At 64.8% G+C, this 19,891-nt stretch carries 14 protein-coding genes; 9 read left to right on the top strand and 5 right to left on the bottom strand.

What is annotated here, in order from left to right:
- Positions 1-20 precede the first annotated feature (20 nt).
- Both ACX80Q_RS06150 and ACX80Q_RS06155 read left to right on the top strand, forming a co-directional pair.
- Positions 21-842, top strand: a complete 822-nt coding sequence (locus ACX80Q_RS06150; RefSeq protein WP_459329644.1) for a purine-nucleoside phosphorylase — start codon at positions 21-23, stop codon at positions 840-842.
- 34 nt (positions 843-876) lie between these two features.
- Positions 877-2,772 carry a phospho-sugar mutase gene (locus ACX80Q_RS06155; protein WP_459329645.1) on the top strand — a complete coding sequence of 632 codons (1,896 nt, stop codon included), beginning with the start codon at positions 877-879 and terminating at the stop codon, positions 2,770-2,772.
- Positions 2,773-3,014: 242 nt separating this feature from the next.
- On the opposite strand, the gene nirD is transcribed toward ACX80Q_RS06155, so the two are convergent.
- Positions 3,015-3,437: a nitrite reductase small subunit NirD gene (gene nirD, locus ACX80Q_RS06160; protein WP_459329646.1), complete on the bottom strand. Its 423-nt coding sequence runs from the start codon at positions 3,435-3,437 to the stop codon at positions 3,015-3,017.
- Positions 3,438-3,671: 234 nt separating this feature from the next.
- On the opposite strand from nirD, the gene nirB reads away from it, so the two are divergent.
- On the top strand, positions 3,672-6,359 hold the full coding sequence (gene nirB, locus ACX80Q_RS06165) for a nitrite reductase large subunit NirB (RefSeq protein WP_459329647.1): 2,688 nt from the start codon (positions 3,672-3,674) through the stop codon (positions 6,357-6,359).
- Positions 6,360-6,370: 11 nt separating this feature from the next.
- Complete coding sequence (gene cobA / locus ACX80Q_RS06170; RefSeq protein ID WP_459329648.1) at positions 6,371-7,147, top strand: uroporphyrinogen-III C-methyltransferase; 777 nt, start codon at positions 6,371-6,373, stop codon at positions 7,145-7,147.
- Positions 7,148-7,181: 34 nt separating this feature from the next.
- On the opposite strand, the gene ACX80Q_RS06175 is transcribed toward cobA, so the two are convergent.
- Entirely contained in the window at positions 7,182-8,291 is a 1,110-nt protein-coding gene (locus ACX80Q_RS06175) for an acyltransferase family protein (protein WP_459329649.1), read from the bottom strand.
- Between the two features lie 152 nt (positions 8,292-8,443).
- On the opposite strand from ACX80Q_RS06175, the gene ACX80Q_RS06180 reads away from it, so the two are divergent.
- The 3 genes from ACX80Q_RS06180 (at position 8,444) to ACX80Q_RS06190 (ending at position 10,697) form a co-directional block, all read left to right on the top strand.
- On the top strand, positions 8,444-9,604 hold the full coding sequence (locus tag ACX80Q_RS06180) for a uroporphyrinogen-III synthase (RefSeq protein ID WP_459329650.1): 1,161 nt from the start codon (positions 8,444-8,446) through the stop codon (positions 9,602-9,604).
- A 77-nt stretch (positions 9,605-9,681) separates the two neighbouring features.
- The gene (deoC, locus tag ACX80Q_RS06185) at positions 9,682-10,389 is read left to right on the top strand and encodes a deoxyribose-phosphate aldolase (RefSeq protein ID WP_459329651.1); all 708 of its coding nucleotides are present in this window, start codon (positions 9,682-9,684) and stop codon (positions 10,387-10,389) included.
- A gap of 83 nt (positions 10,390-10,472) precedes the next feature.
- Complete coding sequence (locus ACX80Q_RS06190) at positions 10,473-10,697, top strand: hypothetical protein (protein WP_459329652.1); 225 nt, start codon at positions 10,473-10,475, stop codon at positions 10,695-10,697.
- 84 nt (positions 10,698-10,781) lie between these two features.
- Here ACX80Q_RS06190 and ACX80Q_RS06195 read toward each other — a convergent pair whose 3' ends face one another.
- Both ACX80Q_RS06195 and mfd read right to left on the bottom strand, forming a co-directional pair.
- The gene (locus ACX80Q_RS06195; protein WP_459329653.1) at positions 10,782-11,840 is read right to left on the bottom strand and encodes an Ig-like domain-containing protein; all 1,059 of its coding nucleotides are present in this window, start codon (positions 11,838-11,840) and stop codon (positions 10,782-10,784) included.
- A gap of 532 nt (positions 11,841-12,372) precedes the next feature.
- Entirely contained in the window at positions 12,373-16,014 is a 3,642-nt protein-coding gene (mfd, locus tag ACX80Q_RS06200) for a transcription-repair coupling factor (RefSeq protein WP_459329654.1), read from the bottom strand.
- 249 nt (positions 16,015-16,263) lie between these two features.
- Between mfd and ACX80Q_RS06205 the strand changes: the two genes are divergently transcribed.
- Complete coding sequence (locus tag ACX80Q_RS06205) at positions 16,264-16,764, top strand: DUF2505 domain-containing protein (protein WP_459329655.1); 501 nt, start codon at positions 16,264-16,266, stop codon at positions 16,762-16,764.
- Between the two features lie 460 nt (positions 16,765-17,224).
- Complete coding sequence (locus ACX80Q_RS06210; RefSeq protein WP_459329656.1) at positions 17,225-18,634, top strand: hypothetical protein; 1,410 nt, start codon at positions 17,225-17,227, stop codon at positions 18,632-18,634.
- A gap of 185 nt (positions 18,635-18,819) precedes the next feature.
- Here the strand turns inward: ACX80Q_RS06210 and ACX80Q_RS06215 are convergent, their stop codons facing one another.
- Positions 18,820-19,890, bottom strand: a complete 1,071-nt coding sequence (locus tag ACX80Q_RS06215) for a signal peptidase I (RefSeq protein ID WP_459329657.1) — start codon at positions 19,888-19,890, stop codon at positions 18,820-18,822.
- Position 19,891 lies beyond the last annotated feature (1 nt).

Raw genomic sequence — 19,891 nt, forward strand, 5'->3', positions numbered from 1 at the left:
GGTGCCGGTATGTTGGTTCCGTGACTAATCAACTTTTTCCGGCGGACACAGATCCTACCGAACTGGCCCGCGAGGCCGCAGCATATATTGCCGAACACACGGGCGTAACCCACCACGACATTGCCGTAGTACTCGGTTCCGGCTGGGGTGAGGCGGCAGGCCTCATCGGCGAGGTGACGGCCACCGTGGACGCCGCAGAGGTGCCCGGCTTCTCGGCGCCCGCCGTGGTGGGCCATGTGGCCACCCTGACCTCCATCCGCACACCCGGCGGCAAAAACGTCCTGGTGCTGGGCGCCAGGACCCACTTCTATGAGGGCAAGGGCGTGCGCGCCGTGGTCCATGGCGTGCGGACGGCAGCTGCCTGCGGCGCCACCACCCTGGTGCTGACCAACGGTTGCGGCGGGCTCAACGAGGACTGGACGCCCGGCACCCCCGTGCTCATCAGCGACCACATCAACCTCACGGCCTCCTCCCCGCTGGAAGGCGCCACATTTGTGGACCTGACGGACCTCTACTCCACCCGCCTGCGTACACTGGCCCGCGAGGTGGACCCGTCGCTGGCGGAGGGCGTGTACGCACAGTTCACGGGCCCGCACTATGAAACCCCCGCCGAGGTCCAGTACGCCAAGCGCATTGGTGCCGATCTGGTGGGCATGTCCACCGCGTTGGAGGCCATCGCCGCGCGCGCAGCGGGCATGGAAGTGTTTGGCATCTCCTTGGTGACTAATCTGGCGGCCGGGATCAGCCCCATTCCCTTGAGCCACGCGGAAGTTATCGAGGCCGGCGCGGCTGCCGGTCCCCGAATTTCGGCCCTGCTGGCAGATATTATCGCCAAACTGTAGCGCCATCTTCAAGGAGTGCGGCTACATTTATGGGGTGAGACATGTAGATGAGACCACCTCGACGTCCAAAGCCGCACTCGAGACCGAGGCCCTGAAGGCCGCTGCGCTGCAGTGGGCCAGCCACGATCCCGACCCCGCCACGGCGGCCCAGCTGCGCAGCTGGGTCGCTGAGGGGTCCCCGGAACTGACGGACAGCTTCACCGGCAACCTGGCGTTCGGCACGGCCGGGCTGCGTGCGGCCATGGATCCGGGCCCGAACCGGATGAACCGGATTGTGGTGCGCCGCGCCGCTGCCGGGGTGGCGGCCCACCTGCTGGCCCTGGCTGAATTGTCCCCGGAGTCCCAGCCGTCCCAGACGTCCCAGGATCAGACGGACGACGCCGGAACCTCCCCCGCGGGCGAGCCCGCCGCCCAGCCCGCGCACCAGCCAACCGCCTACCAGCCCAGGGCTGTTGTGGGCTTTGATGCCCGCTACAACTCAGCAGTCTTTGCCCAGGAGACGGCGGCCATCTTTGCGGCCGCCGGCATCGAAACGTTCCTGCTGCCCGCCGCCCTGCCCACACCCGTCCTGGCCTATGCCGTGCGGGCACTGGAGTGCGAGGCCGGCGTGATGGTCACGGCCAGTCACAACCCGCCTGCGGACAATGGCTACAAGGTTTACCTGGGCGGCCGGGCGGTGGCCCCGGAGGCTCGCGGCGTCCAGATTGTGGCTCCCCACGATGCCCAGATCGCAGCGCACATCGACGCGGTGTCCAACACGGCGGAGATGGGTGACACCTCGGCCATTGCGTTGGCCGAAAGCGGCTGGAACGTGGTGGCTCCGGAGCTTCTGGAAAACTACCAGCACACCATCACCGACTTTACCGACCGTGACGCGTTCCCGCACCGTGAACTGCGCATTGTGCACACCTCCCTGCACGGGGTGGGGCATGAGACGGCACTGGCGGTGCTGCGCGGTGCCGGCTTCACGGACATCCATGCCGTGGATGAACAATCCGCACCCGACCCCGTTTTCCCCACCGTCTCCTTCCCCAATCCGGAGGAGCCGGGAGCCATGGATTTGGCTTTTGCGCTGGCGGAAAAGGTGCGTGCTGATGTGGTGCTGGCCAACGATCCCGACGCCGACAGGGTTTCCGTGGGGGTCAAGGACCCGGCGAGCGGGCAGTGGCGTCAGTTGCACGGCGACCAGGTGGGCGCACTGCTGGGCGCCCATGTGGTGGCCCGCGGCGGCCACGTGGGCAGCACGGGAACCGCTGGCGACGAGGGCACAGGTGCGGCAAAACCCGTGTTTGCGAACTCCATTGTTTCTTCACGGCTCCTGGCCAGGATTGCGGCCGCGGCCGGCTTTGAGCACGTTCAGACCTTGACCGGATTCAAGTGGATTTCCCGGGTGCCGGGCCTGAGCTATGGCTATGAGGAAGCCCTGGGCTACTGTGTGGCCCCGGAAGTGGTGCGTGACAAGGACGGCATCTCCGCCGGGCTGCTCGTGGCGGAGATGGCTGCCGGCCTCAAGGCTGTTGGCAGGACGCTCCAAGACGTGCTGGATGATCTGGCCCTGGCCCACGGCCTGCACGCCAGCAACCAGATCAGCATCCGGGTGGAGGATCCGGCCGAGATTGAGAGCATGATGGCCAGGCTCCGGGCCCAGCCGCCGGCCAGCTTTGACGGCTCGGCCATTGCCCAGTTCACCGACCTCTCGGTGGGCACACCCCAACTTCCCGCGACCGACGGCGTGAGTTACCTGAGCGAGAACGGCACCCGGGTCATCGTCCGGCCCAGCGGCACCGAGCCTAAGCTCAAGTGCTACCTGGAGGTCATCGTGCCCGTGGCCGGGCGGGAGCAACTTCCGGCAGCTCAGCAGGAAGCAGAACGCGCGCTGGCCGCCGTGGTGCAGGACGTCAAGGCCTCGCTGGGGCTGGAACCGCTCTAAACCGATCCCTGATGCGGGTATGGCGCTGACTCACGCATCGTTTGGACACCTGATGCGGGTATGGCGCTGACTCACCCATCGTTTGGACACCTGATGCGGGTGTGGCACTGACTCACCCATCGTTTGGACACCTGATGCGGGTGTGGCGCTGACTCACGCATCGTTTGGACACCTGATGCGGGTGTTTGGCAGAAGCACCCGCATCAGCTGCCCAAAAGATTCGAGTTGGGGCTGGAACCGCTCTACACCGAAACCTCAACCACGCCATCCACCACCCGCACGGGATACGTGCCCAGGTGCAGTTCGGGGCGCCCAAAACACTCCCCCGTGGCCAAGGAGTAGACCTCCTTGTGCAGCGGGGAGGCGATGGTGTGGGTGCGGCCCCGCGTGCCCACCATTCCGCGGGACATGACGTGAGCGCGGGTACTCGGATCGGCCTGGGCCACGGCAAAGACGTCCCCCCGCCCCACCCGGAACAGGGCCAGTTGCTGCCCCTTGACCAACGCCGCCTCGCCCCAGGAATCGGCCAAATCATCGAGTCGACATACCCGGACCCACTGCGCTGCGGCCGGCGCTGCGGCTGGCGCTACGGCCAGGGCTGCGGCAGTCGGTGTGGCGGCAACAGGTGCGCCCAAGGTGGCGGGCTTTTCCATGACGATTTCCATGAGCGTTCCTTAAATAGGGGTCCGAACTGTTTGGTTCACACACTAGGGAGCCCATGTTTCGCCCTGCCGCCGCGCATGTGACAGGGGCGTAAATCCTGTGTCACCGCCTGCAACGGATGGCCGGTAGGAGGACGTTAACTGTCCGTTACACAAGCGAAACGGCTCGGCAATGCCTGTTTTCTACCATGGAACTACACGTTGGTGCAGGCACCAGCCCAGTGAAAGGCCATAGCCATGAAGCAGCCAAACGCGCAGGACCCCAAGAACCCCATTGCCCCAGAAGCGTTCCGCAGGATCGTCGTGGTGGGTGGCGGTCCCGCCGCCCACCGCTTTGCCGAGGCCATGCACGCCCGCGGCCTGCAGGGTTGGCATCTGACGGTGTTGACCGAGGAGGTCCACGCCCCCTATGACCGGGTGGCCCTGAGCCAGGCCCTCACCCAGGTGGATACGGACCTGAGTCTGGGCGATCCTGCCCTGTGGGAGCACCCCGCCGTAACTTTGGTCCGCGGTGCGCAGGTGGCCGCCATTGATCCGGAAAATCAGACGGTGCAGACCATGGCTGGCGGCGAACTGACGCACTACCCCTATGACGAGCTGGTTCTGGCTACCGGATCCGATGCCGTCCGGCTGTCCATTCCGGGCGCCGAACACACTCACGTTTACCGCACTCTTGAAGACGTGTGGACACTGAACGCACAGCTGGAGCTGCTGGGGCAGAAGCTGGGCCGGACGGTGAACACGGCCGTCATTGGCGGCGGTCTGCTGGGGTTGGAAGCCGCCGCGGGGCTCATTAAGCTTGGCGCCGCCTCGGTGGTCATCAACGGCGGCAATTGGCTCATGAACACCCAGCTGGATGAGGGGGCGGGCCAGGCCCTGGGACGTTTGGTGGCCGCCAAGGGCATGAACGCCACAGCGGGCGTCTTCCCCGCAGCAGTTCAGACGGATCGCGAAGGACAGGTCACCGGTGTTCTGATGGCCGACGACTCGGTGGTGCCCGCCGATCTGGTGGTGGTGGCCGTGGGTGTGCGCCCCCGCGACGAACTGGCCCGGGGGGACGACGGCGGCGCCCTCCACGGTTTTGAACTGGGCCCGCGCGGCGGCGTAGTCATTTCCGAGCACTGCGCCACCACGGTTCCGGGTGTGTGGGCCATCGGTGAGGTGGCCAACTTTGGCGGCATGTGCCTCGGCCTGGTGGCCCCGGCCAACACCATGGCGGAGATCGTGGCGGACAGGTTGCACGGCGGCAGCGCCACGTTCCCCGGCTTTGACACGGCCACCAAGCTCAAGCTTTCCGGCGTGGACGTGGCCAGTTTTGGCGACGCGTTTGCCCGGGCTGAAGGCAGCCTGGAGGTGGTGTACGCCGATCCCGCCCGCGGCGTCTACCAAAAGATCGTCACCAGCTCCGACGCGAAGGTCCTGTTGGGCGGCATCTTTGTTGGCGACGCCACCCCCTACACCAGCCTGCGCCCCCTGCTGGGCCGGGAGCTGCCCGCGGAACCCGGAGCGTTCCTGTCGGCGGCCGGCGGAGGGGATGCGCCCGTCGTCGAGCTTCCCGACGACGCCATCCTGTGCTCCTGCAACAACGTCACCGCCGGTGGCATCCGCGACGCCGTCAACGGCTGCGGCACCTGCGAGGGGCAGGACCCGGTTCAGGACCTGCCCGGCCTGAAGGCGTGCACGCGGGCCGGCACCCAATGCGGTTCCTGCGTGCCCCTGCTGAAAAAGCTCATGGAGGGCGAGCTGGCCAAGTCCGGAATCGCCGTCTCCAAGGCCCTGTGTGAGCACTTTGCCATGTCCCGGCCCGAACTTTTTGAGGCTGTCCGGGCCCTGGAGCTCAAGAGCTTCCCTGACATTCTGGCCCGCTTCGGCATCGATGAAACAGCCAAGGAAGGCCGCGGCTGCGACATCTGCAAGCCCACGGTGGCCAACATTCTGGCCAGCCAGCACGGGGAATACGTGCTCGACGCCGGTCGCGGCACCCTGCAGGACACCAACGACCGGGCGCTGGCCAACATGCAAAAGGACGGCAGCTACTCGGTGGTGCCGCGCATTCCCGGCGGGGAGATCACCCCTGACAAGCTGGCCGTGATCGCCCAGGTGGCCCTGGACTTTGGCCTGTACACCAAGATCACCGGAGGGCAGCGGATCGATTTGTTCGGGGCCCGGCTGGAGCAGCTGCCGCAGATTTGGAAGATCCTGATCGACGCCGGCATGGAGTCCGGGCAGGCGTACGGGAAGTCCCTGCGCACCGTGAAGTCCTGCGTTGGTTCCACCTGGTGCAGGTTTGGCGTCCAGGATTCGGTGGCCATGGCCATCGAGCTGGAGCTGCGGTACCGGGGCCTGCGCAGCCCGCACAAAATCAAGCTGGGTGTCTCCGGCTGCGCCCGGGAATGCGCCGAGGCCCGCGGCAAGGACGTGGGCATCATCGCCACGGCCGACGGCTGGAACCTGTACGTTGGCGGCAACGGCGGGGCCACCCCGGCGCACGCCCAGCTGCTGGCCAAGGACCTGGATGGGGACACCCTGGTGCGCTACATCGACAGGTACCTCATGTACTACATCCGCACGGCGGACCGGCTGCAGCGCACAGCCCGCTGGCAGGAGGACCTCCCCGGCGGCCTGGCCCATGTGGTGGACGTGGTGGTCAACGATTCCCTCGGCATTGCTGAAGACCTCGAGGCGGCCATGGCGGCCCATGTGGAGAACTACCAGGACGAATGGGCGGCAACCCTGGCAGACCCCGAGCGCCTGCTCCGCTTCCGCTCCTTTGTCAACGCCCCCGAATCCCTGGACGAATCCATTGTGTTTGTTCCCGAACGCGGCCAGATCCGCCCCGCCACCGAGTCGGAAAGGGCCGAAAGCGGTCCTGTGTTGATAGCCACCCACATTCCCGTTCGTGGCGCAGACGCGCCCACCCATTGAAGGCAGGGACCATGCCACGCACACGGCGTTCTGGACGCATCACCCTTGTTGGCGGCGGCCCCGGCCCCGCAGATCTGTTGACCCTGCGCGCCGCCAAGGCACTGGCTGAGGCGGACGTGGTCTATTTTGACCGGTTGGGCCCCACCGAAGATTTGGCGGTTTTGGCGCCGCGGGCCACCTTTGTGGACGTGGGCAAGACGCCGGGGCATCACAAGGTTGTGCAGGAAGACATCACGGCCAGGATGATCTGTGACGCCCGAAGCGGCCTGCATGTGGTGCGGCTCAAGGGTGGGGACCCGTTTGTGTTTGGCCGGGGAGGGGAGGAAATGGCAGCAGCCGTGGCTGCGGGCATCCCCGTCACCGTGGTGCCCGGGGTCTCCAGCGCCGTCGCCGTACCCGGCGCGGCCGGCATCCCCGTGACGCACCGCAATGTGAGCCACTTGTTCACTGTGGTGTCCGGCCACGCGCCCCTGACTGGCAAGGAGCACAGGCACTTGGCTGGCTTGGGCGGGACCATTGTGGTTCTGATGGGCATCGGCACCCTGCCCTCGCTGGTGGCAGGTTTGCGCATGGCCGGGCTGGCCGCTGGGACTCCGGTGGCCGTCGTCGAACGCGGATTCAGTCACACCCAGCGCACCACCATCGCCACACTCGGCACCATTGTGGGCGCGTCCTCTACCTGCCGCAACCCCGCGGTGATCGTCATTGGGGATGTGGTGGCCCTTGCCAAGGACAACGGTCTGGCCGTCGCGGATTTCCTCGACGATGCCCGTTTGCAATCGGCGTAGGGCACCTGGGGTGAACCGCCGGGAATGTGCGGGCCTAGGCCAGCTGCACCCGCGCAAATCTGTGCTTGAAGCTCAGGGCTGGCAGCTCAATCCAACGGTAAGACGCCTCGGCCACAGCAAAGGTGACTGCGAGCGCACACGCGATCAGCACGGCGGGGTGATGAATGAACTGTTGCAGCGTTTCCAGGGCCAAGAGGTTCCACAGGTACAGCCCATAGGAACGCTGGCCCAAGTATCTGAGCACCGGGGATCCCAGCACGCGCGTGGACAGGGCCGTGCGGCTGCCGGCGTTCGGCCCCAAGCTCCGCCCCGCACTCCGGGCAATGATGGCGCAAGTGGCCACGCTCAGGACCGGGATGCTCACGGCGTGGGTCACCACGCTGTCCAGATCGGGCGGGTAGATCGCCACCAGAAGGAGCAGGCACCACGCCATGGGCGAGAACCGGGCAAGGTCCGCGCCGAACCGGCCCTGGGTTCGGTGTTGGGCGATGGCCAGGGACGCGCCCATGAGCAGCGGGGCAATCCACGTCCACGTCCGGTAGAAGGACATGGGTCCGAACACCAGGAACGCTGCAATGCCCAGTGCGGCAAAGACCACGGCAGCCCCCAGGACAATCCCCTGCAGGTGCCGCTTCAGCACGGGCACGCCCAACATGAGAATCAGCACCACCGGCCATACCAGGTAGAACTGTTCCTCCACGGACAACGTCCACAGCGGAGTCATGGCATGCGGAATCTGAAGGCCGGCAAAATCCACCCAATTGAAGACGTAGAAAAACGCCAGCGCGGCACCGGTCACAGCACCGCCCCGGTCCAGGTGCAGGGTCGCGCCGAACGTGAACGTCAGGGCGAGGGCCACCAGCAGAAATGCGTACAGTGCCGGCAGCAACCGCAAGGCCCGCCTGGCGTAGAACGCCTTGAGGCTAATCCGCCCCGAGCGCTCATATTCAGCCAGGAGCAACGTGGTGATGAGGTATCCGCTCAGGACAAAGAAGATGAGGACTCCGTACGCGCCGCCGCGGAATCCGCCAGGGACAAAGTGGGACGCGATCACGGCACTGATGGCGATCCCACGAATGCCGTCAAGGGCTGCGTTGAGTGGTGCGGCCCGGACGTGCGGCGCGGCAACTGGCTGGACGGCCACGATCTCTCCCCCGTTTGCGCCATGGCGTCGATCGCCCCGGCCCTTGGTTCCGGGTTCACTGTATCCCGGTACGCCGCGGGGTTTCCAACCCCGGCGTTGCACACCACGCAATAGTCGCCGCTCTCGGTAGCATTGCTAAGACTTCCCCTCCCATGCTGGTTTGCCAGCCGGCTTCTAAGGAACACATGAGCGAATCACCAGAGCGCCGCCCCGCCCAGCCCCTGCGCGGATTCCGGATCGGCGTCACGGCCCACCGCAGGGCCGGGGACCTCATCGAGGCGCTGGAACGCCGCGGCGCGCAGGTTTTGCATGCCCCCGCACTGAAGATTGCCCCGGTGGAGGACGACGACGCCCTGCGCGCGGAAACGTCTGCCGTGATTGCCGCGGCCCCGGACATTGTCATGGTCACCACCGCTTATGGGATGCGCCGCTGGTGCGAGGCCGCCGACGCCGCCGGGCAGGGCGAGGAATTGCTGGCCGCCCTGGCCAGCGCCGCCATTTATGTGCGCGGGCCCAAGGCCCGCGGCGCCGTCCGTGCCGCCGGCCTGGATGACCTGGGCATCAGCCCGGACGAGACCACGGCAACCCTGACGGAGCTGGTGATTGCCGCCGGCGTTGAGGGGAAAACTGTGGCCGTCCAGGTCCACGGCTACACGGACGTTGCTGCGCTTCAGCGGCTCCGTGCCGCCGGGGCAACAGTGCTGACGGTGACCCCGTACCGCTGGGTCAACGCGGAGGACGGTGACAAACTGCCCCAACTCATCGAGGCCGTGATCAACGGGGAACTCGATGTCATCACGTTCACCAGCGCGCCCGCGGTGGACGCCGTGTTGAGCACCGCCGAGCAGTTGGGGCGGGGCCCGGAGTTCCTCGCGGCCCTGCGCGGTAGCGGGCTGGGGCACGTGGTCAGTGCCGCCGTCGGGCCCGTCACCGCTTCCCCCCTGGAAGAAGCCGGGATCACGCCACTGGTGCCGGAAAGGTTCCGGATGGGCGCCCTGATCAAAACCGTCTGCGACCACTTGGAACAAACCGCCGTGCTGCGCCGGGAGAGCGCGGGGATGCTGCTGGAGGTGCGCGGGCAGTCGCTCACCGTGGACGGAATCCCCATCCCCCTGGCCCCCGCCCCGCTGCAGCTGTTGCGGGCGTTGATGCGCGCCGGCGGAGCAGTGGTCTCGCAGGCTGATTTGGCGGCCGAGATGGGCCAAGGAGACGCCGATCACGCCTTGCACATGACCATCAGCCGCCTGCGCTCAGCCCTGCCCGATCCCGCCATTGTGGAAACGGTGGTCAAGCGCGGCTACCGCCTGCGCTGAGGGCTACGCCGGGCCGCCGCCGGGCCGCGAATGTGGCACCATGGTGTAATCACCCAGCACGTAGGAAGGTTCACATCATGACACCCACCAGCCCCTTGGCAGAACCCAACGCCACAGACGATTTGGCCCGGTACATTGACCACACCCTCTTGGCGCCCGAGGCCAGCCGTGCGGACATTCTGCGGCTGTGCAAGGAAGCTGCTGAGCACCACTTCAAGTCGGTCTGCGTCAACCCGGTCTGGGTGGAAACTGCCAAGAAGGCGCTGCTGGGCACGGGCGTGCTGACGTGCACCGTGGTGGGATTCCCCTTGGGCACGCACAATACCGACGTTAAGGTTTTTGAGGCCCGCGGGGCCACCATGGACGGCGCCGACGAGGTTGACATGGTCATCAACATCGCCTCCGCCCGGGCCCTGGACAAGGACGCCCTGGTCTCCGACATTTCAGCTGTTGCCGAGGTGGTCCACGCGGAGGATTCACTGCTGAAGGTCATCATTGAAACCTCCCTGCTGAGCGACGCCGAGAAGATCCTCGCGTGCCAGGCATCCGTTGAGGCCGGGGCCGATTTTGTGAAGACGTCTACCGGTTTCAACGGCGGCGGTGCCACCGCGTCCGACGTCGCACTCATGCGCCAGACCGTGGGTCCGGACCTGGGTGTGAAGGCCTCCGGCGGTGTCCGCACCCGTGAGAAGGCACTGGAAATGATTGCCGCCGGCGCCACCCGCATCGGCACCAGCTCCGGTATTGCCATCGTCACCGGTGGGGCAAGCACCTCTTCGTACTAATCCGTACTAAGATCGTGGGTAGATCAGCGCACCGGACAGCCGGTGCATCCACTCAGCTCCCCGTTTTGGGGTCAGGAGGAAACGTGTCCAACACCCGTTACCGTGGTGAGAACAGCACCGTGCAGTCAGTTGTCTTGTTCGTCATCTTCTTCGCCTTGTTCCTTGGCGGAATCTTTGCCTTCTCCTTCTTCAGCCTGGAGAGCTTTGCGCACGCCTTCCTCCCGGCCGGCTTGGGCATCGGCCTGTGCTTCCTGTCTTTGGTCATCCCGCAGACCTTTTTGGGCCGCTCAGACTCCGCCGGAGAGTAGCCTCTTTTACAACTGACCCGCAGAAAACGACGAAAATCGCGTCCAAAACGCGTATTTTCGCCGTTTTCTGCGGGTCAGTTTTGTTTAAGGCAGAACCGTGACAGTCCTGGCCGGAGTGTCACCCGGCTTGTAGCTACTGGAGCCAAGGTACTTGGCGTTCAGTATGTGTTTGCCCACCTTCAGTGAGGTGTATTTGAAGCCAGCCTTGCCGTTGACCAGCTTGACCGGTGCTCCCACCTTGGTGTTCCAATCGTAGAACTGCACCCAGCCCGTGGGAGTGGCACCGCCCGCAAGCCGTGGGGCAATGACCGCCTGGACTGTGACGGCTTGGCCCCACGGGATATCTCCATGGTGCGAGGAATGGAATTCGGTCCGGATGGCTGCCAGCGCCGATGTCACCGTATGTGTGACCGGTGCGGACATGGATGAGTAGTAGCTCGGATTCCAGGGGTCGTGAACGTACTCGGCCGTAATAACGTGCCTGCCGGCGCTCATGCCTGTTGTGGTGAAGTTTGCGCGCCACCCCGTCAGCACGGGCGCGGTTGCAACCTCCACCCCGTCAATCCAGAACGTCACCCCTCCCAGGGGTGCAGTGGTCAGTGGCCCCATCGGTGTGGAAACCTGTGCGGTGACGCTGACCATTTGCCCCAGTGTGGAAGTTCCCGAGGGGCTGAGCGTCAGCGTGGTCTGGGTGTTGGGCCCGGTATGTACCACCACCGGGAAGCGGATGGTCTTGGGTGCAAAGTTGCTGTCCCCGGAATAGGCTGCGCGGAAGTAATGCGTACCAAGACCCAACGGGGGTGCTATCAGGACAAAAAGTCCCGGGAGAATGTTGTTGGACAGGACATCGGTGCCCAGCACGGTGTCTCCGGCGTCCGGCAGGAGAACCACCGTCCCGGTGGGCACCTTGGCGGTGGGCGCCGTGGGCAACACCTGCCCCACTACCTGGGCCGAGTCGCCGTCAAAGACAAACTGGAAGTTGCCGTTGGCGCTCATGGTGACGTCCGCGCGGCCGCTCGGGTAGGAAGCGGCGTTGGCCGGAACCAGTCCCGTGAAGGCGAGCAGCAGGGCGGCGACAAGCGGCAATGCAAAGAACTTTCGGGCGGCGATTCTGCGCTTGGGCGCAGCAACTAAACTATTCACGGTAGATCTCACTTCCTTGACACTTGGTTAAGGAAAGCCCCCCAGTACCTCCGCAGGCCGCGAACGGCCAATGGCCCAAGGCTATACCTGCTGTTGTCCCGGCGGAAGTAAAATACTCAAACTCTGCCCCGATCATCCGCTTTGCCTTTTAGATGAACGGTATGGGGCTATGCGCCAGTCGGGGAGTTGGCGGCGCATAGCCTGGGGCCCCTTTGTGTCTGCGAACGCGTAGTGGCTGGCGTGGCGCCTGTGTCACAGCAGCGCAGCGTTGACAAGGATGGCGGCGCATAGCCAAAGCCGGTGCTGCCTGATTTGAGTGCATGCGCCACCCTGGTTCTCAGCGCTGCGCATGATGCTGGGCAGCCCCGGTTCTGGGTGTCGCAGCACCGTCAGCAACCACAGGATTCCTGCCTCGCAAGCAATAGTGACCGTCACCAGCGGCGCGGCAACGCCACCCACCAACTGGCCCGCAGAAAACGCCGAAAATCACGGTAAAACCGTGTATTTTCGCCGTTTTCTGCGGGCCAGTTGCTTAAGCGCTGGCAGGTACCGTCTCGAAGATCGCCTCGAGCACGCCCTGCGCCCACTTGAGGACCTCGGCGTCGGCCAGGTCACGGCCACCAATGCGGGCAGTCTTCGGCTTGGGGATCAGGATGGAGTTCAGCGCCGGCTTCACCAGGGATCCGGGGTACATCCGGTTCAGGCGCATCTCCTTGGATTCGGGCAGCTCGGCCGGGGCGAACTTGATGAAGTTGCCCTGCAGCGCCACGTCGCTCAGCCCGGCAGTGCGTGCCAGGACCTTGAAATGTGCGACGGCGATCAGGTTGACTGCCGCTGGGGGCAAGTCTCCGTACCTGTCAATGAGCTCGGCCTCAACCTCGGCGATGGCCTCCACGGTCACGGCCGCGGCAAGCTTCCGGTAGGCCTCCAGGCGGAGCCGCTCCCCCGGCACATAGTCGTGCGGCAGGTGGGCGTTGACGGGCAGTTCAATCTTCATCTCCGCCACGCGCTCTTCGCCGTCGCCACGGAAATCGGCAACGGCCTCGCCCACCAGACGGATGTACAGGTCAAAGCCGACACCCTGAATATGGCCGGACTGTTCCCCGCCCAGCAGGTTTCCGGCGCCTCGGATTTCAAGGTCCTTCATGGCCAGGGCCATGCCGGCACCCAACTCGTTGTGCGCGGCAACAGCCTTAAGCCGTTCCAGGGCAACCTCACCCAGCGGCTTGTCGGCCGGGTACAGGAAGTAGGCGTAGGCCCGTTCGCGGCCACGGCCCACGCGGCCGCGCAGCTGGTGCAGCTGCGAAAGCCCGTAGTTTTCGGCCTGCTCCACAATCAGCGTGTTGGCGTTGGAGATGTCCAGGCCGGTTTCAATGATGGTGGTGCACACCAGCACGTCAAAGCGCTTCTCCCAAAAGTCAACAATGATCTGCTCCAGCCGGGACTCGCTCATCTGGCCATGCGCCACGGCCACGCGCGCGTCGGGCACCAGCTGCTGAATGTGGGCTGCCGTGCGCTCAATCGATTTAACCCGGTTGTGCACATAGAAGACCTGGCCTTCGCGCATGAGCTCGCGCCGAATGGCAGCACCCACCTGCTTGTCCGTGTAGCCGCCAACGTACGTTAGCACCGGATGGCGCTCCTCGGGAGGGGTGGCCAGGGTGGATGTCTCACGAATGCCCGTCATGGACATTTCCAGTGTTCGCGGAATGGGTGTGGCACTCATGGCCAGCACATCCACGTTGGTGCGCATCTTCTTCAGCGCTTCCTTGTGCTCCACACCAAAACGCTGTTCTTCATCAACAATCACCAGGCCCAGATCCTTGAAGCCAAAGTCCTTGGAGAGCAGCCGGTGCGTACCGATGACCACGTCCACCGACCCGGTCCGCACCCCTTCCACGATCTCCTTGGATTCCTTGGCCGTTTGGAAACGGGACAGCGCCGCCACCCGCACGGGGAAGCCGGAGAAGCGCTCGTTGAACGTCTCAAAGTGCTGCTGCGCCAACAAGGTGGTGGGCACCAAAACGGCCACCTGCTTGCCGTCCTGCACGGCCTTGAACGCGGCGCGGACGGCGATTTCCGTCTTGCCGTAGCCCACGTCGCCGGAGATGAGCCGGTCCATGGGAACTTCCTTCTCCATGTCCGCCTTCACCTCATTGATGGCCACCAGCTGGTCAGGCGTCTCAACATACGGAAACGCCTCCTCCAGCTCGGCCTGCCAGGGCGTGTCCGGCCCAAACGCGTGCCCCTTGGAGGCCATGCGGGCCGAGTACAGCCGAATCAGCTCCCCGGCGATCTCCTTGACAGCCTTGCGCGCCTTGGACTTGGTGGCCGCCCAATCCGAACCACCCATCTTGGACAGCGCCGGCGCGTCCCCGCCAACATACGCCGTCACCTGGTCCAGCTGGTCGGAGGGCACAAACAGCTTGTCCCCCGGCGCCCCACGCTTGGACGGCGCATATTCCAGCACCAAATATTCGCGCAGGCCCGCCGAGCCGCCCACGCCGGCACCTGCCACCTTGCGTTGAATCAGCTCCACAAACTTGCCCACACCGTGCTGCTCGTGGACCACATAGTCGCCCGCGCTGAGCTGGAGAGGGTCGACGGCGTTCCGACGTTTGGAGGGCAGCTTGCGCATGTCCCGGGTGGACACGGCGGAGGCGCGCCCCAGCAGATCGGCCTCGGTCAGCAGCCCCAGCTTGAGCGAATCCAGCACAAATCCGCGCCCGGTATCCGCCGTGGTCACCTCAATAATGCCCGGCTGGGGTTCGTGATCCAAGGAATCAACGCGCGACGCCGGGATGTTGGCTTCGTGGAAAAGCTCGGCCAGGCGCTGGGCCGGGCCGGGACCCTGGGTGGCCACCACAACCCGCCACTGGTCCTTGACCCGGGCACCCAGGAATTCCATCATTTCCGCCACGTCGCCGCGGTAGCCGCGGGGTTCGCGGGCGTGCAGGTTGAGCACGTCCGTGGCCGGGTCAAGTTCTTCATCCTGCGCCAGAGCGCTGATGGACCACCAACTGACACCGCGCTCCAGTGCGCCGCTGCGGGTCTGGGCCAGGGACTTGAAGCCGGCCTGGGCCAGGTCAACTCCGTGGGCACCCAGATCGGCCGAGCCCAGGTCCAAGGGGGCGTTGCCGCCGTCGGAGGCGGTTGACCATGCGGCCTCGAGGAACTCCTCGTTGGTGGATTCAAGATCGTGGGCGCGGGCACTGACTTTTTCCGGATCCAGCACCACCGTGATGGATCCCGATGGCAGCAGCGAGGTCAGCGGCACCATGCCGTCCACCAGGGCGGGAGCCAGCGATTCCATGCCTTCCACGGCAATGCCGCCGGCAATCTTCTCCAGCATGGCGGCCGCACCGGGCATGCTGTCCTTGAGTTTCGCGGCCCGGCTCATGACGGCCGGGGTGATGAGAATTTCCCGGCAGGGCGGTGCGTACAGCTCGGTGGGGTGGCTGACATCTCCCTTGACGGAGGTCAGGGAGCGTTGGTCGGCCACGCTGAACCAACGCATGGCTTCCACCTCGTCGCCAAAGAATTCAATGCGGATGGGGTGGTTTTCCGTGGGCGGGAAAACATCCAGGATGCCGCCGCGTACGGCAAATTCGCCGCGGTGCGTGACCATGTCAACACGCGCGTAGGCGGCATCGGCGAGCCGTTTGATCAGCTCGGTGAAGGGCACTTCCTCGCCCACGCGAACGTGTACGGGAACCAGCTCACCCAAGCCAGCCACCAGGGGTTGCACCACCGCCCGGATGGGCGCCACCAGCACGCGCAGGGCAGGACCGGCGTCGAGCTCGGGATGGGCCAGGCGGCGCAGCACGGCAAGGCGGCGACCCACCGTGTCGGAACGCGGCGAGAGCCTCTCATGCGGGAGCGTCTCCCAGCTGGGGAACTCCGCCACGGAGCCGGCGGGGAGGTAGGAGTTCAGGGCGGCCACGGTGTCCTCGGCCTCGCGCCCGGTGGCTGTCACGGCCAGGACCACTCCCCCTGTGCCGGGGAGGGCGGCGAGTCCGTCGGCCACCTCGGCCAGCAGCACGGCCCGCATGCCCGCGGGTGCGCTGAAGGCGATGTCAGTGCTGCGGGTGGCCGGGTCGCTGGCGGCGTAGCTGCGGACACGGGCGAACAGTGGATCCTGGGACAGCGCGGTTCGCAACCCTGCAAGACTCATGGGTGATTTTCTCCTTGGCAAGAAACAGATTGGCAAGATACAGACTGGCAAGATACAGATTGGCGCACGACGGCGGCCGCGGCAGTTGTGCGCGCTCCTCACCGTGCCGGGGACAGCACGAAGGCCCAGAATTTCGCAAAAGTTCTAGGACTTCTCCAGCTTACTCCGGGCCGGGCATGCCCCGGCATCTAAGGAGAATCCCTTGCTATCCTAGGAGCTGCCCAACGCACCCCCACCTTTGGAGGAACCATGGCGCTTGCCGCCTCAACAACTCTTTCTGCCACAGCCCAGAGCGTGACAGATGTTTTCACCAACGCCGACTTCGTCAAGCATGTCAGCGAAACCGTGGGCGGGGAGCTGTTGTCGTTCACCGTCAGCGGCCCTACCTCGGCTGCCTTCACCACCAAGACCGTGCGCACCCTGCCCACCACGCGCATGCCTGACATTGTGAAGAAGTTCGTTGGCGCTTCGTTGACTGTGACCCAGGATGAGTCCTGGAGCGCCCCCGCGGCCGACGGTGCCCGCACCAACAGCATCAAGCTGAGCGTGGCTGGCGCTCCCGTGGATGTTACGGCCCTGCAGACGTTGACGTCCAGCGGCGCTTCCACGGTTGTGGAGCTCACCGGCGAGGTCAAATCCGGTGTTCCGTTCCTGGGCGCCAAGATCGCCTCAGCGGCCGAGCCCGTCATTGGCCGGGCGCTGAACCTGCAGGCCAACCTGGCCCAGGAATGGCTGGACACGCACGCCTAAGGAATCTTCCTCGGCAGCCAGGAGGGCTTCGGCACCCGCACGGTCTGCCACGGCTCCCTGTAAATACGGCGCACAACAAATGTTGTGCGCCGTATTTATTTAAGTACTTGTTTTGCGCCAACCGGACACCCTACTCAGTTGCTAGGCAAGTAGTCCTTTGACGAAATTTCCCGGTTTGCAGGCATTCCGGCGGCTGGAAACCAAGTGGCTGTGGCCAAGAACCGAGTGCTGTTGCACAAAACCAAGTGGTGGCCAGCCCGGCGTAGAGTGCTGGCCACTCTAGCCCCTGTTTTTACCGAACCATAGTCTTCGAGCTCCACATCGAAAGAAATTTCAGCATCGGGGAGGGGGCGTCCCCATCAACCGGTGTTGCTTGGACTTTGGGGCTGCAGGCGGGTTCATTCCGTGAAAACTCCGCGGCCGCGTGGTGCCAGAAGAGTCATCGGAGAGCTGGGGAGCCATGAAGAATAACTCGCAACCACGTCAACCTGCCACGGACAAGCGTCCAAACACGCCCAAACTGTGGACCAAAATCATGTCCTCCGCGGCTGTCATTGCGCTGGGGTTCGCCGGATTGGCAGTCATGGCAGCCGGAGCCACCGCAGCACCCGCGGACGAGAAGAGCATCGCCTTCTGCCATGCCACGGGGAGCACAGGGGGCCCCTATGTTTCCTTGGATACCAGCTTGAAGGGCTTCTACAACTCGGGCCACATTGACCATGCCGGCCCTGTCTACCCCGCCACGAATCCTGACGGCACATGGGGCGATATCTATCCGCCGAACGACTACAACCTTGCAGGCCAGAACTGGACTGCTGAGGGCCAGGCCGTATTCAACAACGGTTGCAAAGTACCCGGCAAGGTCTCCGTGGCTCCTGCTGCCCCGGTCGTTGTACAGGCCGTATGCAGCGCCCCGGGCGTTGCCACCTTGCCTGCGCTGGCGCTGCCAGCCAACACAGCGGCCATCAGCTACTCGTACCAGGGCGTCGTTGCAGCCGGCAACACTGTCACACTAGTGGCAACTCCCTCCGCTAACACCGTCTTGTTGGCGGGCAACGGATGGGTGGTCGACGCCGCGGGCTTGGGCCTGTTCACGGTGGTCCTGACAGTCCCCGACTGCACCATCCAACCCACCCTTGTGACGGCATATCCGGTTGCGCCTATGGTGGTTCAGGGCGTGTGTGATCAGTTTGGCCAGCTGAGCGTCCCCACAGTGACCCCGGTCAGCACAGCGGGCATCGTCTACACGGTTCACGGAGTGGCGGCCAACGGAGCCACGGTGACCGTTACGGCCGCGCCGGGCCCGGACACCCAACTTGGCGAGGTACCCGGCTGGACGCCCAATGCGGGTCTTGGCACGGCAACTTACACGGTTGTCCTGCAGACAGTGGTGTGCCCCACCATCCAGGCCAGCACCCCGCCACCATCAACCACACCGGCGACGACGGCGGCCACAACCCCGGCGACGACTCCCGCCACCACGGTGGCCACCACACCCGCAACCACTCCCGCCACCACGCCGGCGACGACGCCTGCCACGACAGTCGCGACCACACCAGCCACGACTCCCGCAACCACTCCCGCAACCACCACGGCCACCACAGCCACCACACCGGTGTCCACCACACCGGCTACAACACCAGCCACAACCGTGGCAACAACACCCGCAACCACGTCAGCCACAACCTTGGCCACCACCCCGGCCGCGACTACGACCACCACTCCGGCAGCCATGCCGGTAGTCAGGGCGCAGGGCGGTTTGGCATACACCGGTCTCGTGGTGGTTCCCACTCTCACCGTGGCGATCATGTTCCTGGGACTCGGCGGCGTGGCACTCTGGCGAAACCGCAGAGTAGCCGGACGGCACTAGCCGACTAGAAAAGCCCACCACCAACGGCCGTTCCCGGACAGTGGCGGACTGAAGGGGTCCTCTCAAATACTTGAGAGGAACCCTTCATGTGCAGGTGCATGCGAACTCGCCCAGGAGTGACCGGATCCGACCACCAAAGTTCAGTCCGAGGCGGCGGAGAACACTATTTAATTCTCTAGAACAACTTATGTGCAGGAGAAGTAGCGGAGCAGCAGGATTCCGGGGTGGTACACAATAGTCCTCGCTGGAGAAGTGACCTCGGGGGTGCTCCAGCCAATGTTTGTCCCCTCTGGATCCACGGCTTTGCCATCCGTTGTGTAGACAACGAACAACTTGGCCGGCAATGTTTGCTTTCCTCCTTCCAGTACCAATCCGAGCAGGCTCAATCCGGGTCCAAACGAAGCCATGGATGTCCCCGATGGCATATCCACATAGCCGAAGGTCGAAACGCCGGTCGTCACACGCATTGCATAGCGCGCACCAGGTGGAAGCAACTGTGTAGGCCATGAAATTTCCGCACTTGTGCCCGCTCCGAGCAGTCCGCCTGTGGTCTTGCAGCTCAATCCCCCGGACACGGGCTGCAGTGTCAGAGCAGCCACCGAAGCACTCGCCACTGCACTCGCCGTCCATGCAGCCTGCGTGGCCTCAACCCGGTCCACCACGCCCAGCGAGATGACCACTGCGAGCGCCGCGATGATCGCCCCTGCACCGAACCATTTACGGCGCCGCATCCCCGGCCTGCCTGCCCCCACGCCTCGGGCACTCCCCGACCGTCCGGCGTCGGACCGGAAGAACGCCACATAGAGCAGGTACACACACAACAGCCCACCCAAGCCAAACACCAATGGCGAGCTGAGCCAGCTGGCCACATACCCAAGGAACGGTGCTGAAAACACCACCCGGTCCACGGGGCCAAAGGAGTATGGCTGCAGATCAGCCACAGGATTTGCATCCCCCTTGAGCGTCAGCCCAGCAGCTGGATCCACTGAGACCACCCGGTGGGTGATGCGCGTTCCGTGGGAAGAAACCACTGAAACAACCTGCCCCGATGCAACCTCCGCGGCAGGTGTGGGCACGGTAAGAGCCAGCGAACCAACGGGGATGCCCGGGCTCATGGAACCGGAAACAACAATCAGCGGCTTCAGGCCCAGTAGCAATGCCAGACCTGCCAGTACTAGGCACAGCAGGCCCAGGGCCGCGCCAGCATTCAGCAACCAGCGTTCCCAGGCAGCGAGTCGTAGAGCATTCTTGGTCATG

The organism is Arthrobacter sp. HLT1-20 (assembly GCF_054510895.1).